Below are 24082 nucleotides of genomic sequence, written 5' to 3' on the forward strand. Positions count from 1 at the left end.
GGCCACCCGCGCGAAGCCGGAGGATCGCTTCGCCACCGTCGGCGATTTCCTCGACTGGCTGGAGCTCGTCGTCGGGGAGTCCGCGGCGCCGGCCGTCGGGGCTACGGAGGGCGCGATCACCTCGCCGTTCGACCTGTCCACCGAGCCGGTGCCGGAACCGGACCCGCTGGAGGCCGAGCGCGGTGACCTCGTCGGCGGGGAATGGCGGATCACCAGCCGGCTGGGTACCGGCTCGACGAGCCGCGCGTTCCTCGCGCACAACGAGAAGACGAACCGCGACGAGGTCCTGAAGGTCGCGCTCTCCGACGAGCGGGCGGGGCGGCTCACGCACGAGGCGGACGTGCTTGGCCGGCTGCGCGACTCGCGGGTGATCCGGCTGGCCCGGCAGGACACCCTCGTCATCGGCGGGCGCACCGTCCTCGTCCTCGACCATGCGGGCGAGCAGACCATGGCCCGCAAGCTGCGCGAGGGCCGGCTCTCCGTCGACGAGCTGGAGATCTTCGCGGGCGACCTGTTCGTCGCGGTCGACTACCTCGACGGCGAGGGCGTCGCGCACCGCGACCTCAAGCCCGACAACATCGTGCTGCGCCGCCGGCCCAACCGGACCTGGCAGCTGGTGCTCATCGACTTCTCGCTGGCCAACCACTCCGTGCGCGACACGGCCGCCGGCACGCCCCGCTACCTGGACCCGTTCCTCGGTGCCGGCACCCGCACCACCTACGACGACCAGGCCGAGCGGTACGCGCTGGCGGTCACGCTGCACGAGATGGCCTCCGGCGAGCTGCCGCTATGGGGCGACGGCTCCACCGAGCCACGGTTCACCGAGGGCCCGCCGACGGTGGCGACCGAGGCGTTCGACCCGGCGATCCGCGGCGGCCTCACCTCCTTCTTCCTGCGCGCGCTCGACCGGGACGCGGCCAGGCGGTTCAGCTCGCTGAAGGACATGCGCGACGCCTGGCTCGCCGTCTTCCGCGCCGCCGACTCGACGCCGCCGGTGCCGAGCGTCCACCCGGCGGCCGGCGAGCAGCCACTGACCCCGGACGAGGCCGCGGCCCAGGCGACCGACGCCACGCCGCTCGACCAGGCCGGCCTGTCACCGCGCGCGGTGTCGGCGGCGCACCGGCTCGACGCGACGACCGTCGGCGACCTGCTAGACCTCGGCTCGAAGGACATCATCAGCCTGCCCGGCCTGGCCAGCCGGACCCGTCAGGAGCTGCAGGCCCGGATCCGGCAGTGGCGCCGCACGCTCGCCCCGGCCCCGCAGCGCCCGCCGGCGGAGGCGCCGACGGCGGCCCAGCCCGCGACGGCGGCGGACTACGCCCGCATGCCGGTCGAGGCGGTGGCCGACCGGCTGCTGCCCCGCTCCGCCCGGGCCACCACCGAGGCCGACGCCACCCGCCTGCTGCTCGGCCTGCCCGACGCCACCGGCACGCCGCCGGACCTGCCACTCTGGCCGGGGCAGCAACTGGTCGCCGAGCGAGTCGGGGTGACCCCGGGCCGGATCGCCCAGGTGCTGATCGCGCGGCGCAAGGCCTGGCACGCCGACGCCGCCGTCCGGTCGGTGCACGACGAACTGGTCGAGGTCCTCGCCGACGCCGGTCGGGTGATGGGCTTCGACGAGCTGGTCACCGCGGTGCTCGCCCGCCGGGGCAGCTCTCCGGGGACGAGCGCGCCGCGGGCGCGGGCGGCGGCGGTCGTGCGGGCCGCGCTGGAGACCGTCGACCTGGACTCCGAGCCGCGGATCGCCCGGCGGAAGTACAAGGACAGCGACCGGGTTCTGGTCGCCCTGGAGGTGACCGAGGCCGACGGGCCTACCACCCCGTCCGCGCCGGCGCTGCTCGACTACGCGGTGGCGCTCGGCAAGGTCGCCGACCGGCTGGCGAGGGCCGAGCAGCTCCCCAGCCCGGCGACCGTGCTGCGCGAGCTCGCCGCGGACACCCCGGACGGGATGCCGGCGCTCGACGCGACGCGCCTCGTCCGGCTGGCCGCGGCCGCGTCCCGCACCGCCGCGACCAACGCCCGCCTGGAGATCTACCCGCGGGCCCTCGACCTCGTCCGGGCGCTGCGACTCTCCCAGGCCGGTGTCCTCCTCCCGGCCCGCGCTGGCGGCATCCCCGCGCAGCCCAGCGGACCCGACGAGCGCGCCGAACGTGACCCCCTGTTCGTCGAGACGATCCACGAACGGGTGCTGGCCCGGTTCCCGGGGCTGGCCACCGAGCTGCCACCGCACCCGCAGCTCGACGGCCCGCTGCGCGACGCCGGGTTCGCCCTCGAATGGGACCATGCCCGCGGCGGCTACCGGCCACCGCACGGCCTGCTCTCCTCGACGGGTCTCGGCTCCCGGCCGACACCCGTCGTCCGCCAACCCACCGGCCTGGGCGCCTGGACCGGCCGATCGGGCTCGGCGCTGGCGGACGACAGCCCGGCACGGGCCGCCGCCGCGACCGCCGAGCAGCGGCTGGCCGCGGCCGCCGAGAACGGCGGTTTCCGCGCGCTCACCGTCCGGCGCAGCCACTACCTGACGGCGCGCGCCGAGCTGGCGAAGCCGCACCGGTTCGCCGCCGAACCGGTCGACGTCGCCGCCGTGTTCCTCGACGCCCTGCACGCCGAGGTCGACCCGAAGCCCAAGCCGACGTGGGCGACGATCCTGCGCGCCGACACCGCCGAACCGGGCAGCCGCGCCGCCGCGAACCTCGCCGAATACGTGCGGCGCGCCTGGGAGCGGGCCGCACCGCTCCTCACCGAACTGGTCGACGCCCCCGCCAGCCGGGTGGGGCCGGGCGGGCAGCCCGCGCCGCTGCTGCTGCACGACGCCGGCGTCTTCGGCCGCTACGACGGCCGGGGGCTCGACGTGCTGTTCACCCTCGCCGAGCGCGCGCGGACGCGGGCCGGCGGCCGGCCGCTGTGGCTGCTCTGCCCGACCACCGAGCCGAGCCTGCCGCCACGGCTCGACGGAGCGCTCGTGCAGCTGGTGACCGCGAGCGACTGGGTGCCGCTGCCGGACTCGTGGGTGGCCAACCTGCACCGCGCCGCGGGCGACGAACCCGACCTCGCCGCGTCGTAGCGCCACCTAACGATCATCCACCGTCAGCCCCCGTAGAGTTACGGGTGATCGGTTCATGGTCTTTGCAGCGTAGGAGGCCGGTGAGTGGTGGCGCGCTGGTTCAACATCGCTGGACCCTGTGTGCCGGGGAAACATTACATGATCGCGGCGTCGGCGCGACTACCCAAAGTACAGGGTCTGGTGGCGCGCGAGAACTACTTCGTGGTGCATGCACCGAGGCAGACGGGGAAGACGACCACGCTGCGGGCACTCGCAGCCGAACTGACGGCCAGTGGAAGGTACGCGGCGGCGAAGCTCTCGCTGCAGAGCGGCGCGGCCTTCGGCGACGACATCGGCGGTGCCACCCGCGCCATCCTCGCGAAGGCCAGCCGGGAGGCCCGGCTCAGCCTTCCAGCGGAACTGTGCCCTCCGGCCTGGCCCGAGGGCCCGGACGGGGATCTCCTCGGCGGCGCGCTCGCCGCCTGGGCCGAGTACTGCCCCAGGCCACTCGTTCTGTTCCTCGACGAGATCGACTCGCTCACAGGGGCGACACTCGTCTCGGTGCTCAGCCAGATCCGCGAGGGCTTCGAGGACCGCCCCGGCGCCTTCCCCGCCTCCATCGCGCTCTGCGGCCTACGAGACGTCCGCGACTACAGGAGCACCGCCGCTGGCCGTAATCCAGAGCGGTCGGGCGGACCGAGCCCTTTCAACATCGTTGTCGAGTCGCTGCGGCTCGGGGACTTCACCCTCGGCGAGATCCGCGAGCTCTACGGCCAGCACACCGCGGAGACCGGCCGCGTCTTCACCGACGAGGCCGTCGAGCACGTGTACGCGCTGACCGGCGGTCAGCCCTGGCTGGTCAACGCGCTGGCAGCGGAGATCGTCGACCGGATGAGGATTCCGGCGACGGAGCCGGTCACGGTCGAGCAGGTCGACACCGCCCGGGAGCGGGTCATCCAGGCCCGGCCGAGCCACCTGGACTCGCTGGTGCGCCGGCTGCGTGAGCCGGAGGTCCAGCGGGTCCTCCTGCCGATCCTCGCCGGCGCCGAGCAGCCCGTCGACCTGGAGTACTCCGACGACCGGTCCTTCGTCCGCGACCTCGGGCTGATCAGCGAAGGGGACGAGGAGGGCCCGCGGATCGCCAACCCGATCTACGCGGAGGTGATCTCCCGGGCTCTCGCCGACCAGGTCGTCCCCAGCCCGGCCGCGCTTCCCACCGCCCGGGACTTCGTCCTGCCCGACGGCCGGTTCGACGTCCCNGGCGCGCTGACCGGACTCGCCGCGTTCTGGCGCACCCATGGAAAGATGCTGGGCGATGGCAGGCCGTATCAGGAGGCCCTCCCGCACGCTTTCCTGTTCGCCTGGCTCGACCGGGCCGTCAACGGCGACGGCGACGTGTTCCGGGAGTACGCCAGCGGCCGGGGACGCGCCGACCTCTACCTACGCTGGCGCTACACCACCCGCGACGGCACCCGTGCCGAGCAGCGCGAGGTGTTAGAGGTGAAAGCCCAGCGGCCAGGGAAGGCCGACCCGCTCAAGGACGCGATCGCCCAGCTCGACGACTACCTGAACCACCTGGGCCTGCCCTCGGGCTACGTCGTGATCTTCGACCAGAGGCCGCGGCCCACGCCGGCCACCGACGAACCGTTGACCACCCGGACCAGTCCGTCCGGCCACTCGATCACCATCGCCCGTCTGGTCCTCCCACCCGCCCGCCAGCCGACCCGGGCGCCGTCATAGCCGGCGGCCTGCCGCAGGCATGGCGCTCCGGTGACGCACCGTACTGCCCATAGCATCGGATAGCCCTCCTTCCGGGAGCGGTGACACGGCGGGAGCGCCGGTGGGGCTGAGCGGCTGGGGGTAGTGCGTGATCGACCGGGCGGCGTTGCTGAAGGATGCCAAGCAGCAGGTCAAGGTGCTGGAGAAGGACCTGCGGGCCCAGGTCGACGCGGTGCCCGAGGTCGGGGCGCGGCTGAGGGCCGAGTACGACCGCGCGTTCAAGGTCGGCCGGACGGCGGCGACCTGGTCGGCGTGGCTGGGCGAGCGGGTCACCCAGGCCGCGGTCGCGTGGGTGCTCGGGACGGTGTTCGTCCGCTTCTGCGAGGACAACGGGCTGATCGGTGACCCGTACCTGGCCGGGCCGGAGGCGCGGCTCACGCTGGCCGAGGAGCGGCTGAACGAGTTCTACGTCCAGCACCCGGAACTGACCGCCCGCGACTGGCTGCTCGCCGCCTTCGGCGAGATCTCGAAGGTGCCGGTCGGGGCCGGGCTGTTCGACGAGCGGCACAACGCGCTGTTCCAGATCCCGGTGACCCACGACGCGGCCAAGGACCTGATCACCTTCTGGCGCACCCGTCAGTCCGGTGCACTCGTCCACGACTTCACCGACCCGGCCTGGGACACCCGCTTCCTCGGCGACCTCTACCAGGACCTCTCCGAGGACGTCCGCAAGAAGTACGCCCTCCTCCAGACCCCCGAGTTCGTCGAGGAGTTCATCCTCGACCTGACGATGAAGCCGGCTCTGGAGGAGTTCGGGTATGACGCGGAAAGCCTCAAGGACTTCAAGCTGATCGACCCGACCTGCGGGTCGGGGCACTTCCTGCTGGGCGCCTTCCGCCGCCTCCTCAGCGAATGGAACCGGCTCGCGCCGGACCCGCAGAAGGACGTCTTTGAGCGAGTGAGCCTCGCGCTAAACGCTGTCCACGGAGTGGACATCAACCCGTACGCGGTGGCGATCGCCCGGTTCCGCCTCATCGTCGCCGCACTGCGCACCGCCGGGCTGGAGACGTTTTCAGCTGCGGCAGGCTACGCGTTCCCGCTACACCTAGCCGTCGGCGACTCGCTCCTCAAGGGTCGTCAGCTCGATCTCTTTGGCGAAGAGCGCGACGAACTCGCCGAGTTCTCCTATATCACCGAGGACGTACACGAGCATAAGGGCATCCTCACCGATGACCAGTATCACGTCGTCGTCGGCAATCCTCCCTACATTGTCGTAAGAGACAAGAAACTCAACGAACTTTACCGCCAACTGTACAGCGCATGCTCCGGCAAATATTCCCTGACCGTTCCATTCGCTCAGCGCTTCTTCGAACTCGCGAAGTTCGCGGACACCGAAGGCCAAGGCGCGGGCCGAGTTGGCCAAATCACGGCCAACTCCTTCATGAAGCGCGAGTTCGGCAAGAAGCTCATCGAGGATTTCTTCGCTTCTAAGGTCGAGCTAACCCATGTGGTCGACACATCAGGCGCCTACATTCCAGGCCACGGCACACCGACCACAATTCTCGCAGGTAGACGCAACCGCTGGAATCGGCCAACCACCGTTCGCGCGATTCTCGGAGTTCGAGGCGAGCCCGAACAGCCAGCCGACCNCAGCAGAGGAGTTGTTTGGCGATCGATTGTCGATCATATAGATCTTCCGGGGACAGAAAATGAATGGGTCAGCATATCCGAAATTGCTCGCGAGCACCTAAGACCTCACCCGTGGAGCCTTTCGGGCGGCGGGACGGTCGATCTACATTCACTTCTCGCCCTAAACTCGCCAGCCCGACTAAGCTCACTAGTAGAATCTGCTGGCGTCGCATCCGTCACCGGCGACGATGACGTGTTTATGGCCAACGGCCCAATTCCGCCACGTTGGCGACGAGAAGGCCTTGATTGGATACCATCCACGGTAGGCGACGACGTCCGCGACTGGCAATGTAACTCGAGTCCGATAATCTGGCCCTACAGGGATGGCCATCCTAACATGCGTCTCGCACAGTCGCCAACCTTCTGGCCACAGCGGCCTGGACTGCGAAAATCTCTCTACTTCGGTAAGACACGAGAGGAACGCGGTCTAGCCTGGTTCGAGTACGCAATTGTCGTACGAAGCCGTATCGATGGCTCGCCACTAATCTCCTTTTCCTTCATATCCACCCATAGCCATTTTTCTCTTACCAGAGATCGCCACATTTTCAATCGTTCGGCACCGGTGATCAAGCTGCCGGCGGGGGCTTCGGAGGAGGAGCATCTGCGGCTGTTGGGGGTGTTGAACAGTTCGACGGCGTGCTTCTGGCTCAAGCAGGTCAGCCACCCCAAGGGCGGGAGCGGTATCGGCCGGGGCGTGCAGGATGAAGCATGGGAGAACCGCTACGAGTTCACCGGTACCAAACTTGAGGAGTTCCCGCTGCCGGCGGAGTATCCGTTGGAGTTGGGGCGGGAGCTGGACGGGCTGGCGCAGCGGCTGACGGCGGTCAGTCCCACGTCGGTGGCCGCCGACGATGTGCCGACTCGTGCCCGGCTGGCCGAGGCCCAGACCGAATGGTCGTCGACACGGGCGCGGATGATCGCGCTGCAGGAGGAGCTGGACTGGCAGGTCTACCGGCAGTACGGGCTGCTGGCCGACGAGCTGACCCTGCCGATGGCCGACGTCCCCGAGATCAGCCTGGGTGAGCGGGCGTTCGAGATCGTCCTCGCCAGGAAGATCGCCGATGGTGACGAGACGTCCGAGTGGTTCAGCCGGCACGGCTCCACGCCGATCACCGAGGTGCCCGCGCACTGGTCGGCCGAGTATCGCGCGCTCGTCGAGAAGCGGATCGCGGTCATCGAAGCCGACCGGAACATCGGGCTGATCGAGCGGCCTGAGTACAAGCGGCGGTGGGCGACCGAGGGCTGGGACAAGCTGCGGGACGCGGCGCTGCGGGACTGGCTGCTCGACCGGCTGGAGGACCGTGACCTGTGGTTCGCCGACGTCGACGGCATGGTGCAGCCGCGGCTGTGGACGACCGGCCAGCTTGCCGATGAGCTGGCCGCCGACGCGGATTTCGTCTCCGTCGCCGAGATCTACCGCCCCGGCGAGGAACTGGCCAAGGTCGTCGCCGCCCTCGTCGCGGACGAGCACGTCCCGTTCCTCGCCGCCCTGCGGTACACCGACACCGGCCTGGTGAAGCGCGTCGACTGGGAGTCGGTCTGGGAGCAGCAGCGTGCCGAGGACGCCGCGCCCACCNCGGAGAAGGCCAAGGAGATCCGCGACGCGATCCCCGTGCCGCCGAAGTACGCGCCGAAGGACTTCCGGAAGACGTCGTTCTGGCGGGCCCGGGGCAAGCTCGACGTGCCGAAGGAGCGGTTCATCTCCTATCAGCCCGCCGGCCGGGACAACGACCCGACGCTGCTCATCGGCTGGGCCGGCTTCGACCACCGGGAGCAGGCGCAGGCGCTTGCGACCATGATCGTCGACCGCCGCGACAACGACGGCTGGGACGGCACCCGCCTCACCCCGCTCGTCGCTGGCCTGCGCGAGGTCATGCCCTGGGTCCGCCAGTGGCACAACGAGGTCGACCCGCTCTACGACGGCTCCCCCGCCGAGGTCTACGACGCCTTCCTCGCCGACACCATGGGCCAGCTCAACCTGACCGAGGAGGCCCTGGCGAGCTGGCGCCCGGCGGCCCCCACCCGCGGCCGCCGCGCTACCAAATGATCAGCCGAGGCCGCCGCGCCGCATCCGGCCCAGTCTGTGCAGGATGTCAGTCCGGGTGGGAATGGTCGATGAATGTGCAGGGTACTGCGTTGTCAGCGGGATGGGACCTTGCGGTCGAGGGGAATGAGCACGTCTAGATCGAGGTGCTCGATGAGGAGGAAGTTGAGTCGGGGACTGTCGATCAGTTCGATCCGGCCGTGCCGGGCGACGAAGTCCCAGCTCGATTTCCCATACCAGGAGGTGGTGACCATGATTCCCTTGGTGGCCCGCTTGTCTTCCATCACCCCGGCCAGGGCGCGTACAGCCTCCACCCCCACAACATGGCGGTACTTCTTCGCCTGGATCACACACAGCCCGCCGACGATCGGATCGACGTTCGTCGCCACCGCATCGATCCCGTCGTCCCGGGACCCCTGGGTGACCCACGAGTTCATGCCCATCGCCTCGAAAAGCTGCCGGACGAGGTGTTCGAATTCCGTCGGCGTCATCNCCAGCAGGTTGGGACGTCCGTCGAGGTCGGCGAGGGCGTCCATGCCGTCAATGAAGCGGTAGGAGGACAGGTCGAAGTCGACGACCGGTCGTACCGGCTCCAGGTCGTAGGGGTGCGGAGAAACGAGGGCGTTCAGGCGTCGGAGGCATTCGCTGGGATCGACCTGGGCGAGAACGAGGCCGCTGAACTCCTCGCGGGTGGCGCTGACGCTGACCAGGCAGGGCCGGATTTCCTGCCCGGTGGCGCGGTCGATGGTGGAGACATGGCCGTTGAAGACGACCGTGTCCACGACGTCGGCACCCTCACCGTCGAAGAGCTCCCGTATCGTCCGTAGGGCGATCTGGGCGACGACCGAGCGGTAGAGGTCCCGTCGTTCCCGTACCGGGCGAGCAGCCGCGGTGATCTCGTCGGTCTTCTTCACATAACGGAACGAGCGCTGCTCGGGGATCACGTCGGTGGTCGGCAGCTCGTAGTCGATGACGAGGTCCCGCGAGTCCGGCCGGTAGAGCAGCCGGTACTGGTGTGGGAAGCCGTTGGGATAGACCGACGACTGCAGGACGTCGGCCATATAGGCGACGACCACCTCCGGGTCACCGGCACCGAACGCAGCCGCCATCCGGTCGACCTCGGCATTGTTCGCCTGAACGCGCTGCCGTTCCTCCGTAAGCATCCGGTCGTACTGCGCCCGGCGTTCGGCGAGGCGCCGCTGCCGGTCCGCATCAAGGGCAGCGTGCTCCTCGCGCGCCGCGGTGTAGTCGGCCTTGGCCTGCGCCAACGCCCTTTCGTATCGGCCCGCCCCGCCGAAGGCCCGGCCAACGGCACTTGGCGGTGAGGGTTCGAAGGCGGCCCAGTCCGGGGAAGCGGCCGGTACGTCGAGGCCGCCGGGGTCGAACGCCGGGGCGTTCGGGGTCTGCCGCAAGACGTCGAACGGGAACCCCGGCGAGGTCGCCAACGACGAGCGCAGCAGGGTGGACAGCTCGGCGATCCGCAGGTTCAGGTGCGCCGTCCGGGCGGATGCCTCCGCCTCACGTTCCTGGACGTGCTGCCGCGCACGTTCGCGGTCGCTCGCCGCCTGGGCGCGCTGGGATTCCCGCAGCGTCCGCTGTGCCTCCCGGTCGATCCGGGCCGCCTCGCGGACAGCGGCGCGCTGCGCCTGTTCCGCCTCACGTCGGCGCCGGGCCGCATCCCGCTGCAGCTCCGCCACGAATCCCCGGCGTCGTGCCATGGCTACGCTCCCCATCAGGCCATCCGGATCAACTCCGAACCGTATCGCAATGGATGCGAATAGATATTGCAAATAGGGAAGGTTTGCGGATAGTGACTCGTCTGCGTCACGGAGGTCGCGCGACAGTCACGCGTCCGCACTCCGCTCAGGGCTGGGAAGGCTTGGTGAGACATACCCGGCGGTCTGGAGCAGACCGGGGATCATCGCGGTCTCGAACGCCCGGAAGAGCGGTGTTCAGTCAGCTGCGCAGCGGCGCCACCAGCCGGCCCGAGAATTTCCCGCTGTCGGTCGCTCTGTGCGGCCTGCGCGATCTCCGCAACGACAAGACAGCCGCAGGCGGGGACCCCAACCGGCTGGGTGGACCCAGCCCTATCAACATCATCCTGAGGTCGCTGCGGCTGGGGAACTTCACCCCCGCCGTCCCGATGGTGCCCAGGCCGTGCAGCGTCAGGCCCTCGAGCTGAAGGTCCGCGCCGAAGGCGGCGCCGGTCCCGTCGGCCCCGCGCTCGTCCAGCTCGACAGCAACCTCGACCGCCAGCCTCGACGCCGGCGCTCTGCTCCTCTTCGACCGCCCCAGCCCGGCCGGCGGCCCCATCACCCGGTTCCAGGGGTAGGACAGCGTCGAGGACCGAAGGCCGCCTGAGTCAGAGCGGGAAGTTGCCCTTCACCAGCTCCAGCCCTGGTCGGCCACGAAATCGATCAGCCTGAGGCAGGGCACGCCGAGCGCCGCACACACGTCCGGTATTCGTGGCCGTTCGATGCTGCCGCTCATGCTCTCTTCGGTGACGACGATTCCGCCAACGGCGAGGGCAAGCCCGATCACAAAGGGATCCGCGCCGTTGCGGCCGCCGCCCCTTCCCATCATCTTGGGGTGCGAGGCGAGTACCGTCTTCGTAGCCTGCTGGATCTCCAGCCCGAGGGCTACGAACAGGTCGCTCTGGAGCCCGGCCCACTCTTTCACCTCGTCGTCACGCTTGGCCAGCTCGTCCCTGACGACATCGACTGCCCGGATGTTACCGGTCAGGATCATTTCTTCGACATTGCGCCAGAGCGAGGGGAAGACCGCGGGAGGCAGCAGATCACGCCGCCCGTTGATCAGTGCGCTGGTGTCGAATGAATAGAATGGCATCTGTCATGCCGGCAGCCGAACTGCCGCCTCCTCTGCCAGCTTCGCTATCTGGCCCACCTTCGCGTTGAGATAGGTGGCGGCCGTGTAGCTGTCGATGACGCGGCGGCGGTGTGCATCCGCTACTCGGCGCACGTAACCCTTGNCCAGATCGCGCGCGGCGTTCCGGTACCAGTTGCCGCCGCCCCGGGCCCGGTCGGAGTCCGCCTCGTACGCTGCGACGAACTGCGGGCGTCGGGCGTCGTAGAGTTCTCTGCTCGCACGGCCGAGAGTGACCAATCGCCGAAGGAATGCCTCAGCACTCACCCCGAACGGGGCAGCGGCCCCCCGGAGGGTCGCATAATCCCACTGCTCGTCCACCTCGCCCTGGCCTGTGGACTCCAGCCAGGAGATGACGGCCTCGGCCGGCATCAGGGCCGCGGCCGCCACCGCGTTGCACCGCGCTTCCAGCCGCCGATCGGCTGTCGTCTCCCGCTGGTCGGTGACCGTGTCGCACAGACCGCCGGTGTGTAGAAGAAGGTGCGCGTACTCATGCAGCAGAGAGAACAGCCGGCCACGGGGTGCGTCGCTTCCGTTCAGCATGATGACCGGGTACTGGTCGAAGTGGAGCGAGAACGCTCTCATCTCCCGGGTCAGCACCCGCCCCTGCGACGTTGACATGACGAGGATGCCGGCGTCCTCCGCGGCTGCCGTCCAGTAGTTGAGGGCGTCGTACTCCGTGCCACTCGCCGGCGGAGAGGCGGGCTGGGTCATCGTCAGGATGTGGCGCGCGAAAGCGCCGATTCTCTCCTCGTCGTCCTCTTCGGCGACAACCGCCGTGCTCCAGGTGGTGGGAGGCGGTCGCTCATCGAGCTCAGCCAGTTCCAATGCGTGCTCTCGCTGGGCAAGCGCCCGCCGGTACTCCGCGTGTAGCTCGGGTGACCATTCCCCGTCCGCCCCATCGTCGAGCCGCCGGAAGTCGCGCATCGCGTCGAACGAGCGAGGCGGCTCAGGCAGGAAGAAGACGCCCAACGGGCGCTTGTAGGCGGTCGCGGCGGCACGCAGCTGCGCGATCGTGGGCTGCGCGGCGCCGACTTCCCATTCGTCGACGCGCCCGTCCGGAACGCCGATCCGGCGTGCGGCCGCAGTCGATGTCAACCCGATCGAGTGTCGAGCCCACCGCAGAACCGAGGGTTCGACGAGCGCGGGGATCGACTGCGCCATTGCCCTCCCCCTCAACCGCAGGCACATTACCAATCAGTGACGACTCGGACACTACCTGCCTGGCTCACGCAGAGCCAGCACCGGTCCATTAGCTGCCGACTTGAGCGGAGCTTCAGAGCAGGTCGGCGATCTCGTCGACGGCGGCGGCGCGGGTGCGGTGCTGGGTGGCGAATCGTTCGGCGAGCTCGCGGCGGTCGTGCTGGCGCTCGGCCTCGAAGCGGGCGAGGTCGCGCAGCTGGATGCGGCGGTCGCGGCCGACGCGGTGGGACGGGATCTCGCCGCGGTCGAGGAGCTTGTAGAGATGGGTCCGGCTCATCCCGAGCCGCTCGGCTGCCTGGCTGGGCGTCAGGGAGGCGGCGCCGCTGGTCGCGGTGATCGTCGCCCCGTCGCGGATGCAGCGGCTGAGGCCGAGTAGCAGGTCACGCAACTGCGGCCCGGCGTCGCCCCGAGCGAAGCGCTCGAGATCGTCAAGCTGATCGGTTGGGATCTCCGCGGTCGCAAGGTCCTCGATCACGCTGTCCTCCGAGCGTCACAGATGACTCAGGTGTCACAGATGAACTTAGCGGGCCCGGCTGGCCCGTGCAAAGGCAAGCGCCACTGGAGCGTCGGATGATGAATGTCACCTGTGACGGCGAGCGGTATGTTCGGGCGTCGCGCAGGCAACCCGGGCTTCCCGGGCTGGTGGGTTCGGGCAACCTGACCCACCCTGTCCGTACGATCTGTACACGGGCGGATCTGGCGAGTGTCGCTCCTGCCCGACGCAGGCGCAGTCCCACAACCGCACGACCGGATTCCGGGGGGCCGTATGACCAGCCCGTCGTCTCAGCCGCTGCTGCGCGACGTCATCGACATCCCGGAGCGGACGTCGGACAGCGACTTCGTCCTCAAGCTCACCGAGGGTGTCGCCGACGCGGCCGCGACGATGCGCGACTACGTGCTGACCGACCGGCTGGTGCACAACTTCGACGAGGCGCTCGGCCTGATCGCGCAGGCGGTGAGCACCGGGGCGTCCAAGGGCGTCTACCTGCACGGCTCGTTCGGCTCCGGCAAGTCGCACTTCATGGCGGTGCTGCACGCGCTGCTGCACGGTGAGCCCGCCGCGCGGGCGCTCGACGACCTGGCCGCCGTGCTCGGCAAGCACGACGGCGAGCTGGGCGGCAAGAAGTTCCTGCTCGTCCCGTTCCACATGCTGGGCGCGAAGTCGATCGAGCAGCGGGTTCTCGGCGGCTACGCCGACCGCCTGCGCGCGCTGCACCCCGAGGCACCGATTCCGGCGGTGCACCGGGCCGAGGCGTTGCTCGACGAGGCCCGCGGCCTGCGGGTGAAGGTCGGCGACGCGGCCTTCCTCAAGGAGCTGAACCGCGCGGGCTCGGGCGGCGGCGAGGAGGACGAGTGGGGCGACGACACCTCCTGGACGGCCGCCGAGCTGGACGCGGCCCTCGCCCCGACCGGCGCGGACGCCGCGGCCCGCCGCCGGCTCGCCTCCGACCTGCTCTCCACCTGGTTCCCGAACACCTACCGTGACCTGCGGGAGGACGCCGAGGGCTTCGTCTCCCTCGACCAGGGCCTGAGCGAGATCGCCCGGCACGCGAAGGAGCTCGGCTACGACGCGGTCATCCTGTTCCTCGACGAGCTGATCCTCTGGCTCGCGAACAACATGGGTGACCAGGCGTTCGTCTCCCGGGAGGTCCAGAAGGTCACGAACTTCGTCGAGGGTGGGCTCGGCGCCCGGCCCATCCCGGTCGTCAGCTTCATCGCCCGGCAGCGTGACCTGCGGGAACTGGTCGGCGAGTCGATCGCCGGCGACGTCCGGCTGAGCTTCCTCGACGTGCTCACCTTGGCCGACGGCCGGTTCGACAAGATCATCCTTGAGGACCGGAACCTGCCGCTGATCGCGAACCGGCGGCTGCTGCGCGCGAAAGACGCCGCCGCGGCGGCCCGGATCGAGAAGGCGTTCGAGACGACGGCGAAGGTCCGCGCCGAGGTGTGGGACACGATGCTCGGCGGCGGCGCCCAGCTCGGCGCCGACCGGGACGCGTTCCGGCTCTCCTACCCGTTCAGCCCGGCCTTCATGGACACCCTCGTCCACGTCTCCTCCGCTCTGCAGCGCAACCGGACCGCGCTCAAGCTCATGCGCCAGCTGCTCGTCGCGCAGCGCGACGAGCTGCGCCTGGGCCAGGTCGTCCCGCTGGGCGATCTGTGGGACGTCATCACCCGAGGCGGGGACGCGCCGTTCACCGACGTGCTCAAGGTCGAGTTCGAGGCGGCTCAGCGGCTCTACCACCGCAAGCTGCGCCCCTACCTGCTCGACACGGAGGGCCTCGACGAGGACATCCTCGCCCGGGTGCGCCGCGGCCAGGCGACCGGCGCCGCCGTCGACGGGGAGCTGGCGGTCAAGGTCCGCCGGTTCACCGCCGACGACCGGCTGATCAAGACACTGCTGCTCTCCGCGCTGGCACCGAGTGTGCCGGCGCTGCGCAACCTGACGCCGCGGCGGCTCTCCGCGCTCAACCACGGCAGCATCACGAGCCCCATCCCGGGCGGCGAGGCCGGCCTCGTCGGGAAGAAGGTCGAGCGCTGGGCCGGCCAGTTCGGCGAGGTCAAGTACCTGCCGGTCGAGGGCGGCGATCCGGGGGTCGGCCTGGAGCTGGTCGACGTCGAGATCGACGGCATTCTCAGCCAGACGATCGCCTACGACGGCGGTGGCAACCGCCGCGCCCTGGTCAGAAAGCTGCTCGGCGAGGAGCTGGGCATCACCGTCACCGACGATGCCTACGGGGACCGGCTCGACCTGGTGTGGCGAGGCTCCAGGCGCTCCGCCGAGGTCGTCTTCGGTTCGCTGCGCAGCTCGGAGCTGCGCGACGACCAGCTGGAACCGGCCGATCCGCAGACGTGGCGGCTGGTGATCGACTATCCGTTCGACGACGCCGGCCGGCCGCCGGTGGACGCCCGGGCCCGGGTCGAACGGCTGCGTGGCGCTGGGGCGTCGCACCGGACGGTCTGCTGGATCCCGGCGGACCTGACCGCCGCCCGGCTCGCCGATCTCGGCATGCTCGTCCGGCTCGACCACCTGCTCAACCGGAACCGGTTCGACAGCCACGCCCAGCATCTGAGCGCCGACGACCGGCAGCGCGCCCGCGGCGTGCTGAAGAGCCGGTACGACGCCCTGCTGGCGAAGACCCGCACCCTGCTGCGCATGGCCTACGGGCTGGCGAAGCGTGAGGAGCAGGATGTCAGCGACTACACGGACTGGCTGCGCGCCCTGTGGCCGGGGCTCACCCCCACGCTGGCCTTCGGGGCGACGTTCCGGGAGGCCGCGCGGCGGCTGGTCGGGGATCTGCTGGCCGACCAGTTTCCCGGCCACCCCGACCTCGACCCGGACCAGACCGGCCAGCCGGCCAGGCCAGCCGACTACAAGCTCGTCCTCTCCTACGTGGCGAAGGCGGCCGAGGCCAACGGGAACTCTGTCGAGGTCGTCCGGAGCGACCGGGCGCCGATGCGGCGGATCGCGCCGGCGCTCGGCCTCGGGGTCATGCACGAGGCGCGTTTCGAGCTCGGCCGGGAGTGGGTCGACCACTTCATCAGGAAAGCCGCGCAGGCCGCCGCCGGTGCTGGTGGTAGTGGCGGCAGCGCCGGCGGTGTCGACGGCGAGCTGCGGGTGGCCGACCTGCTGACGTGGATCGACGAGCCGAAGCCGCGCGGCCTCGACAGCCCGGTCGCGGCGCTGATCGTCAACGCGTTCGCCGAGCAGACCGACCGCGCCTGGTACAGGTACGGGGGCATCCTGCCCGCGCCACCCGAGTTGACGGCCGGGATCAGGGACATGACGCTGCGCGAGCAGCCGCTGCCCAGCCCCGAGGAGTGGGCCGCCGCCTGCCGGCGGGCTCAGGTCCTCTTCGGGGTGCAGCCGCCGCCGCTGCGACGCGGCCGGCTGATCCGCTCATTCGCCGAGGACCTGACGAAGAAGGCCCGGGAACATTTCACGGCGACGCGTGATCTGGTGACCGCGCTGGAGGCGCACGCCCTCGATCTCGGCCTCGACCCGCGGACCGGCGCTGCGATGGAGCCCGCCGGAACCACCACGGGACGTCTCCGGACCGCCNGGGCCGCCCACGACCTGGTCGCGGCGCTGGACGGCCCGAAAGGCGGCACGGAGATCGTCACCCGGCTGGCGCACGCCGATCTCGCGGGACCGGCGGAGCGACTCGCGCTCAGCATCAGCCGCGCCGCGACCGTCGCCGAGGCTGTGACATCCGCCCCGTGGGGCGAGATGTTCGGCATGATCGCCACCTTGCCGGAGCCCTACCAGACGGAGGCTCAGGAGATCCTCGGGCGTATCCGGCGGGCCGGCGCCGCCGACGAGCTGACGATCCCGCTCGCGCGTGTGCTGGGCGACGCCCGCTCGGAGGCGACCCAGCTCATGCGCCGGGCCGTCAGCGCGCCCCCCGCCAACCCGCGCCCCGTTGACCCGCAGCCCGTCAACCCGCGCCCCGTTGACCCGCACCCTGTTGACCCGCAGCCCGTTCACCCGCAGCCCGTTCACCCGCAGCCCGTTGACCCGACTCCACCCGTCACGCCGAAACCCGCCGAGCGGCAGTGGCGCGTGCGGCCCACCGAGCTGGACCAGGCNATCGCCGCCGTCCGTGCGTATGTCGGTGACCAGCCGGGCGAGATCGAGATCACCTGGCGGCCGGTGCCGTGAGCGTCCTGTCACCCGCGGCCGGCCCGGTGGGCTCCGGCACCCCGGCACCACTGGTCACCACCGCGATGCTGGACGGCCGGGTCGCACGGCTGCTGCGCGGGTTGGCCGGGACCGGCGAGCGGGCTCGGATCCTGCTGGTACGGGCCCAGCCCGAGTGGCCCGGCCCCGGCGAGCTGCTGGTCAGCGGCCGGACGGTGCGGGTCGTCGCCTGCGTCTCACCGCTCGGTGTGCTCGAGGAGGTCGCCCGCTGGGGGCGGGAGCCGGTGCCCGACGGCTGGCTGGTGCTGCTCACCGACGCAGACGAGGAGACGCTGGGCGACACCGTGCTCGCCCAGGTCCACCGCCAGCGCGTCGACGTGATCGAGCCGTGGGCCGCGGTCGCGGAGGACTTCGGCACCGCCCAGCTCGACCCGCGGCTACGCAGCCACGCCAACCGCTGGATGGCCAAGGCCCTGTTGGAGGCGCGTCCGGCGACTGGCTGGCCGCGCCGGCCAGGCGGTGTCCTCAGCCTCGAGGACGCGCTGGCGGAGCTGACCGCCGTCCGGCTCGGCCTGACCGAGCTGGGCCTCGGTGCCGCCGATCTGGACATCGCCACGCTGCTGCGCTGGACGACGGTTCCCGGGGCGACCGAGGCGTTCCGCCGGCTCGGCGAGGACGAGCGCGCCGGTATCACCGCGTTCCTGCGGAAGCGGACCGGTCAGGCGGGACGTGCGTTGACCACACTGGTCGCCGCCGGCAACGGCGAGCGTGCGCTGGCCCTCGGCCTGGTCTGCGACTGCCTCTGGCCGGGCGACGACGGCCGTCCCGTCGATCTGGCCGCCGCGGCCGTCGAGCGGGCGAAGGGCCGGGTGGAACGCTACTTCGGCGACACCCAGCTCGACGACGGGACCATGCGCCGGTTCGCCGACGCGGTCCGGGAGGTCGTCCGCACCGGAATGAACACCGCGGACGACCTGCCGGGGTTGCTCGACACCGCCGACCGGCTGCTCGACGAGCTCGACGCACGGGCCGCCGGCGTGACCAGCGACATCCTGCGGGCCGGGTTCGAGGAGCGGCTGTCCGCCGTCGCCGCGGCGCTGCGTGGTTTCCTGTCCGCCGCCGACGCCGGCGTGCACCACGCATTGCTGCGGACCTCGGCCCGCGAGGTCGCGACCGCTGTCGACGCCCTTCGGGCGCATCTGCTCGCCCGCCTGGAGACCGGGCAGGTCGAGCGGGCCGAGATGGCGGCCCGCCTCGCCGGCTGGCTCGCCGGCCGGCCGGTGGACGGCCCCGGCACCCTCGCCGCCGCGCTCGACAGCCATCTCGACGACGAGGCCTGGGCCGACATCGCGCTCGGGCAGCTGGCCGCCGGTGACCCGTCGCCCGCGGTCGGTGCCGTCTACGGCGACCTGTACCGGGCCGCGAACCGGCGACGGCAGGCTCTCGACGCCCGATTCGCCCGGCTGCTCGCGGACTGGACGACGACTGGCCGCCTGCCCAGCGAGACCGCGGGTGCGCCGCTGGGCATCGAGGAGGTCCTCGACCGCGTCGTCGCCCCCGTCGTCACGGCCCGGGGCAGGGCGCTGCTCATCGTGCTCGACGGGATGAGCGCCGCCGTCGCCATCCAGCTCGCCGAAGGACTGCGCCGCGAGCGCTGGGAGGAATGTGACCCGCTCGGCGCCAGCACGCCCGGCGCCGGCACGGGTGGCAGCGACACGGGTGGCATCGCCCGGCGGCGGGCCGCCCTGGCCGTCCTGCCGACGGTGACGGACAGGTCCCGGGCCTCGCTGCTCGCCGGCCGTCTGTTGACCGGCGACAAGGCGAAGGAGAAGAGCGAGTTCGAGGCTCACCCGCGCTGGCGGCGGCGAGCTGTCCGCCTGTTCCACCATTCCGACCTCGACGGAACGCCGGGCACCGCGCTCGGCCGGGAGCTCAGCGATGAACTGACTTCGAACACCCCGCTTGTCGCCGTCGTCATCAACACCATCGACGACCTGCTGGACTCCGGCCGGCAGCGTGACGACGGCGGCTGGAGCCTCGCCGACGTCGGCAAGCTGCGCACCATCCTGCGCTACGCGCAGACCGCCGGCCGGGCCGTGATCCTCACCAGCGACCACGGTCACGTTCTCGACCACGGCGCGTCGACACTGGCCGCGCCGGACGCCGTCTCGGCACGGCACCGCATCCCGGCCGACGGTGTCTCCGCGGATGTCCGTGACGGCGAGGTCGCGCTTGCCGGGCCGCGGGTGCTCGTGCCCGGCCAGCGGATCGTCGCGCTCTGGGACGCGGCGCTGCACTACCGGGGCCGCAAGGGCGGCTACCACGGCGGCGCGGCGGCGGCGGAGGTGACCGTGCCCGTGTTGGCGTTCCTGCCGTTCCGGCTGTCGGCCGCGTCGACGAGCAGCGACGTGCCGGCGGGCTGGCGGCTGCTGCCCGACCAGCGGCCCCGCTGGTGGTCGCTGGAGCAGCGGGACCTGCTCGCCGGACTCGGCGGCGGCGACACCGTACTCGTCGGTCGGCGCGATGGTGGCGACACGATGCTCGTCGCTCGGCGCGGTGGCGATGCCGCTCCCACTCCCGTCCTCCCGACGCCGTCACAGCCGCGCAGGCGGCCCAGGGCAGCCGAGACGCAGACCGGTCCCGCGCTGTTCGACCTGCCGGAGGAAACGGCGGCCGAGTCGGCCGAGTCGGCCGAGTCGGCGACCGCGCCGGCCGGATCGGCGGCATCGGCCGGGTCGCCAGTGCCCGCCGAAGCCGCGCCGACGACGGGTGTCGACGTGCTCGTCGCCGCGCTGCTGGCCAGCGAGCTGTTCCACTCCCAGCTCGGCGGCCTGGCCCGCCGGGTACCGGTCGAGAAGGTCGAGGCGGCGGTGCGAGCGCTGCTCGACGCGGGTGGCACGCTGGCGACCAGCGTCGTCGCCGAGCGGGCCGGGGAGCTGCCGCACCGGGCCGCCGGCTTCGCCGTCAACCTGCAGCGCGTCTTCAACGTCGACAACTACCCGGTGCTGGAGCCGCTCGACGACGGGCACACCCTGCGGCTCAACGTGGAACTGCTGGGCCAGCAGTTCGGGCCGCTCACGTGACCGGCATCGCCGTCAGCGCCGTGCGGCGACGCGACGTCCTGGATGCCCTGCGGCGTGGGGCGGTGCCGGCCGCGGGGCTGGACCTGCTGGCCGTGGGGCTGGACCGGTTCGAGCGCTCCGTGGGCGAGGACCTGGCCGCGGTCGCGTCGGGCGGGTCGGTGTTCAAGGCGGTGCGGGGCGAGTACGGGTCGGGGAAGACGTTCTTCACCCGGTGGCTGGCCGAGCGGGCGAAGAAGGCGGGGCTGGCGACGGCCGAGGTGCAGATCTCGGAGAACGAGACGCCGCTGCACAAGCTGGAAACGGTCTACCGGCGGCTCACCGAGCGGCTCACCACGTCGACCTTTCCGCCGAGCGCGCTGCGCAATGTCGTCGATGGCTGGTTCTACGCGCTGGAGGAGGACGTCCTCGCCGCCGACGGCGGCGCAGGCGACGACCCGGCCACGTTGGAGAAGGCGGTGGGCGAGCTGTTCGACCGGCGGCTGCTCGACGTCGGTCGAACAGCGCCGGCGTTCGCCGCCGCGCTGCGCGGCTACCGGTCCGCGGTCGTGGCCGGTGACGAGGCGACCGCGTCGGCGCTGCTCGCCTGGCTCGGCGGGCAGCCGCACGTCGCCGCCAGCGCCCGCCGGGCCGCCGGTGTCCGTGGCGACCTCGATCATTTCGGGGCGCTGGGCTTCCTGCAAGGGCTGCTCGTCGTGCTGCGCGACAGCGGGTACAAGGGGCTGCTCGTCGTACTGGACGAGGTCGAGACGCTGCAGCGGGTCCGCTCCGACGCGCGCGACAAGGCGCTGAACTCGCTGCGCCAGCTCATCGACGAGGTGCAGGGCGGCCGGTTCCCCGGGCTGCACATCGTGATCACGGGAACACCCGCGTTCTACGACGGGCCGCAGGGGGTGCAGCGGCTCGCGCCGCTTGCGCAGCGGCTGGCGACCGACTTCTCGACCGACCCGAGGTTCGACAATCCACGGGCGGTGCAGCTACGGCTCACCGGCTTCACCGAAGCGTCGCTCATCGAGCTCGGGGCGCGGGTCCGGGGGCTGTTCGCCGGCGGCGCCTCACCCGAGGCCGCGGCCCGCATCGAGAGACTGACCGATGACGCCTACCTCGCCGAGCNGGCCAGCGCGGTCGCGGGCCAGCTCGGTGGCAAGGTCGGCGTCGCGCCGAGGCTGTTCCTGAAGAAGCTCGTCGCCGACGTTCTCGACCGCGTCGACCAGCACGCCGACTTCGACCCGCGCCGGGACTACCCGCTGACTCTCAACACGGCCGAGATGACGGACCTGGAGCGCAACCTCGCGGGACGGGTCGTCTCCTCCGCCGACGACATCGACCTGGACCCGGACCTCTAGTGGCGGACCGGCCGGACGCGGCACCGTCAGGCACGGCACCGCCGGACACAGCGCTGCCGGGCGCACCGGACCTGCTGCATCCGGTGGTGCTGCACCACATCGTGAACTCGCTGCAGTGGCCCGGGCTGCGGCCGTTGCAGGAGGCCGCGGTGGCGCCGCTGCTCGGCGGGTCTGATGCGTTGCTGCTGGCGCCGACAGCCGGGGGGAAGACCGAGGCGGCGATGTTCCCGACGCTGTCGCGGATGGCCTCCGAGAAGTGGCAGGGCACGTCCGTTCTCTATATCTGTCCGCTCAAGGCGCTGCTGAACAACCTGGCCCCCCGGCTCGAGACGTACACCGGCTGGCTCGGCCGCCAGGCCGCCGTCTGGCACGGGGACGTGACGACCGGCAGACGGGAACGGATCCGCCGCGAACGGCCGGACGTCCTGCTCACCACGCCCGAGTCACTCGAAGCGATGCTGGTCAGCGTCCGCACCGACCATCGCGGCTTCTTCGCCGGCGTACGGACCGTGATCGTCGACGAGGTGCACGTCTTCGCCGGTGACGACCGGGGCTGGCACCTGCTGGCCGTGCTGGAACGGTTGCGACGAATCATCACCGCCGACGCCGCCGACGCGGCCGGCTCGGCCGACTCGGCCGGCTCGGCCGGCTCGGCCGGCTCGGGCTCGGGCTCGGGCACGGGCACGGTCCAACCCGAGCTGCAGGTCGTGGGCCTGTCCGCAACCGTCGGTAACCCGGCCGACCTGCTCCGCTGGCTCCAGGGTTCCGGCGTCGATCGGCGGCCCGGGCTTGTGGTCGCGCCCGACATGCCGGTTGGGGCGGACGTGCCCGTGGGGGCGGACGTGCCGGTCGCGACCACATCGGCGGCCGGGCCGCCGCCGGGCGAGATCGAGCTTGACTACGTCGGCTCGGTGCCGAACGCGGCGAAGGTACTCGCCACCCTGCACCAGGGCGAGAAACGGCTCGTCTTCTGCGACTCGAAGCAGCTCGTCGAACAGCTCGGCAGCGAACTGCGCGCCCGCGGCGTGACCACGTTCCTCTCGCACGCGTCCCTGTCGGTCGACGAGCGGCGCCGGTCCGAAGAGGCGTTCGCCGAGGCCCGCGACTGCGTGATCGTCGCGACCAGCACGCTGGAACTGGGCATCGACGTCGGCGACCTCGACCGTGTGATCCAGTTGAACGCCCCCGGCTCGGTCGCGTCGTTCCTCCAACGCCTCGGCCGAACCGGGCGCCGGCCGGGAACCGTCCGCAACTGCCTGTTCCTGACGCTCACCGAGGACGCGCTCGTCCAGGCCGCCGGCCTGCTTCTGCTGTGGCGACGAGGCTGGGTCGAGCCGGTCGTCGCCCCACCCGAGCCACGGCACATCGTCGCCCAGCAGCTGCTCGCCTACTGCCTACAGGAGAACAAGGTCGGTGACCGGCTCTGGGCCGACGAATGGAACGGCCTCGCGCCCTTCGACCGGTCCGCCGAACCGATCGTCCGTCACCTCGTCCGCCTGGGCTTCCTCGATTCCGACGGCGGCATGCTGTTCATCGGCCCGGAAGCCGAACGCCGCTTCGGCCATCGGCACTTCTCCGAACTGACCGCCGTCTTCACCGCCGCACCCGAGTTCACCGTCCTCTCCGGCCGCACCGAGATCGGCCGGACCGACCCGATGCTCCTTTGCGACCCGGTCGAAGGCCCACGGCTGCTCCTGCTCGCCGGCCGCAGCTGGCGTGTCACCCACACCGACTGGAAGCGCCGTCGCTGCTTCGTCGAGCCCGCCGACAACGGAGGCCGCGCCCGCTGGACGAGCGCTCTCCCCCCGCTGTCCTTCACCATGGTCAGAGCCATTCGCGACGTCCTCCTCGGAGCCGACCCCCAGGTCGTCACGACCAGACGCGCCGCCACCCGCCTGACCGAGATCCGCGACAAGCACACCGACCTCGTCCACCCGGCCGGCACCGTGATCGTGCGTACGGCGGAGGCCGACGTCCGCTGGTGGACGTGGGCCGGCCACCTCGCCAACCGCACCCTCACCGCCTCCCTCAGCGATCTCACCGACCCCCGCCAGAACGCCGACGAAGCATTCATCCGGCTACGTTCTGACCTGACTCCGGCTATGTGGAAGGCCGCCACCGCGGATCTGGAAAAACGGCTCTGTCTGCCCCACGTGGACGAGCAGGCCCTGGCCGGCCTGAAGTTCAACGCGGCTCTTCCCCCACGCCTGGCCGAAGCCACCCTCGCCACCCGCCTGGCCGACCTGGCCGGCGCGAAGGCGGTTATCGCCGAACCGGTCCGGTGGTACACCACGCAGCACGATTCCTAATACGCATCCCGCGCCGCGCCAGCTCCGCCCGCAACACCTCGTCCATTCGGCCAGTGTGCGCGCGACGGCGCACCCGCCGCGATCATGGACGAGTTCGGCCTGGAATGCCCCAGTTGGCCGGGAA

General features: G+C 71.1%; 8 protein-coding genes and 6 pseudogenes. 9 read left to right on the forward strand and 5 right to left on the reverse strand.

Annotated features, from left to right (window positions below):
• The 4 genes and pseudogenes from pglW to UG55_RS37665 all read left to right on the forward strand — a co-directional run.
• Nucleotides 1–3064: pseudogene (gene pglW, locus UG55_RS15525) on the forward strand (BREX system serine/threonine kinase PglW); the annotation flags it as partial.
• A gap of 1846 nt (nt 3065–4910) precedes the next feature.
• On the forward strand, nt 4911–6411 hold a 1501-nt coding region (pglX, locus tag UG55_RS37655), incomplete at its 3' end, for a BREX-2 system adenine-specific DNA-methyltransferase PglX (protein WP_396230921.1).
• A 1-nt stretch (nt 6412) separates the two neighbouring features.
• Nucleotides 6413–8027: pseudogene (gene pglX / locus UG55_RS37660) on the forward strand (BREX-2 system adenine-specific DNA-methyltransferase PglX); the annotation flags it as partial.
• Nucleotide 8028: 1 nt separating this feature from the next.
• Nucleotides 8029–8498, forward strand: a pseudogene (locus UG55_RS37665) (DUF7008 domain-containing protein); the annotation flags it as partial.
• Between the two features lie 92 nt (nt 8499–8590).
• Here UG55_RS37665 and UG55_RS47360 read toward each other — a convergent pair.
• The 5 genes and pseudogenes from UG55_RS47360 to UG55_RS15560 form a co-directional block, all read right to left on the reverse strand.
• On the reverse strand, nt 8591–8986 hold the full coding sequence (locus UG55_RS47360) for a restriction endonuclease (protein WP_206779377.1): 396 nt from the start codon (nt 8984–8986) through the stop codon (nt 8591–8593).
• Between the two features lie 1891 nt (nt 8987–10877).
• Nucleotides 10878–11342, reverse strand: a complete 465-nt coding sequence (locus UG55_RS15550; protein WP_066069024.1) for a DUF4411 family protein — start codon at nt 11340–11342, stop codon at nt 10878–10880.
• 3 nt (nt 11343–11345) lie between these two features.
• Nucleotides 11346–11484, reverse strand: a pseudogene (locus UG55_RS47365) (hypothetical protein); the annotation flags it as partial.
• A gap of 1 nt (nt 11485) precedes the next feature.
• Nucleotides 11486–12542, reverse strand: a pseudogene (locus UG55_RS15555) (ImmA/IrrE family metallo-endopeptidase); the annotation flags it as partial.
• Nucleotides 12543–12654: 112 nt separating this feature from the next.
• Nucleotides 12655–13056, reverse strand: a complete 402-nt coding sequence (locus UG55_RS15560; RefSeq protein ID WP_083986840.1) for a helix-turn-helix domain-containing protein — start codon at nt 13054–13056, stop codon at nt 12655–12657.
• 291 nt (nt 13057–13347) lie between these two features.
• Between UG55_RS15560 and UG55_RS15565 the strand changes: the two genes are divergently transcribed.
• The 5 genes and pseudogenes from UG55_RS15565 to UG55_RS15580 form a co-directional block, all read left to right on the forward strand.
• A partial coding sequence (locus UG55_RS15565) for a phage resistance protein (RefSeq protein ID WP_242424514.1) occupies nt 13348–16644 on the forward strand: 3297 nt, incomplete at its 3' end.
• Nucleotides 16645–17240: 596 nt separating this feature from the next.
• Nucleotides 17241–20306: a BREX-2 system phosphatase PglZ gene (pglZ, locus tag UG55_RS15570; RefSeq protein WP_066069029.1), complete on the forward strand. Its 3066-nt coding sequence runs from the start codon at nt 17241–17243 to the stop codon at nt 20304–20306.
• Nucleotides 20303–21416 (forward strand): BREX system ATP-binding protein BrxD (gene brxD / locus UG55_RS15575; RefSeq protein ID WP_396230922.1); only part of this gene is annotated, 1114 nt, incomplete at its 3' end. The genes pglZ and brxD, both read left to right, overlap by 4 nt.
• Nucleotide 21417: 1 nt before the next feature.
• A pseudogene (locus UG55_RS37670) lies at nt 21418–21649 on the forward strand (BREX system ATP-binding domain-containing protein); the annotation flags it as partial.
• A gap of 53 nt (nt 21650–21702) precedes the next feature.
• On the forward strand, nt 21703–23958 hold the full coding sequence (locus UG55_RS15580; protein ID WP_066069157.1) for a DEAD/DEAH box helicase: 2256 nt from the start codon (nt 21703–21705) through the stop codon (nt 23956–23958).
• The last annotated feature ends 124 nt before the right edge of the window (nt 23959–24082 follow it).

This window comes from Frankia sp. EI5c (assembly GCF_001636565.1).
In the GTDB taxonomy this organism is placed as follows: domain Bacteria; phylum Actinomycetota; class Actinomycetes; order Frankiales; family Frankiaceae; genus Parafrankia.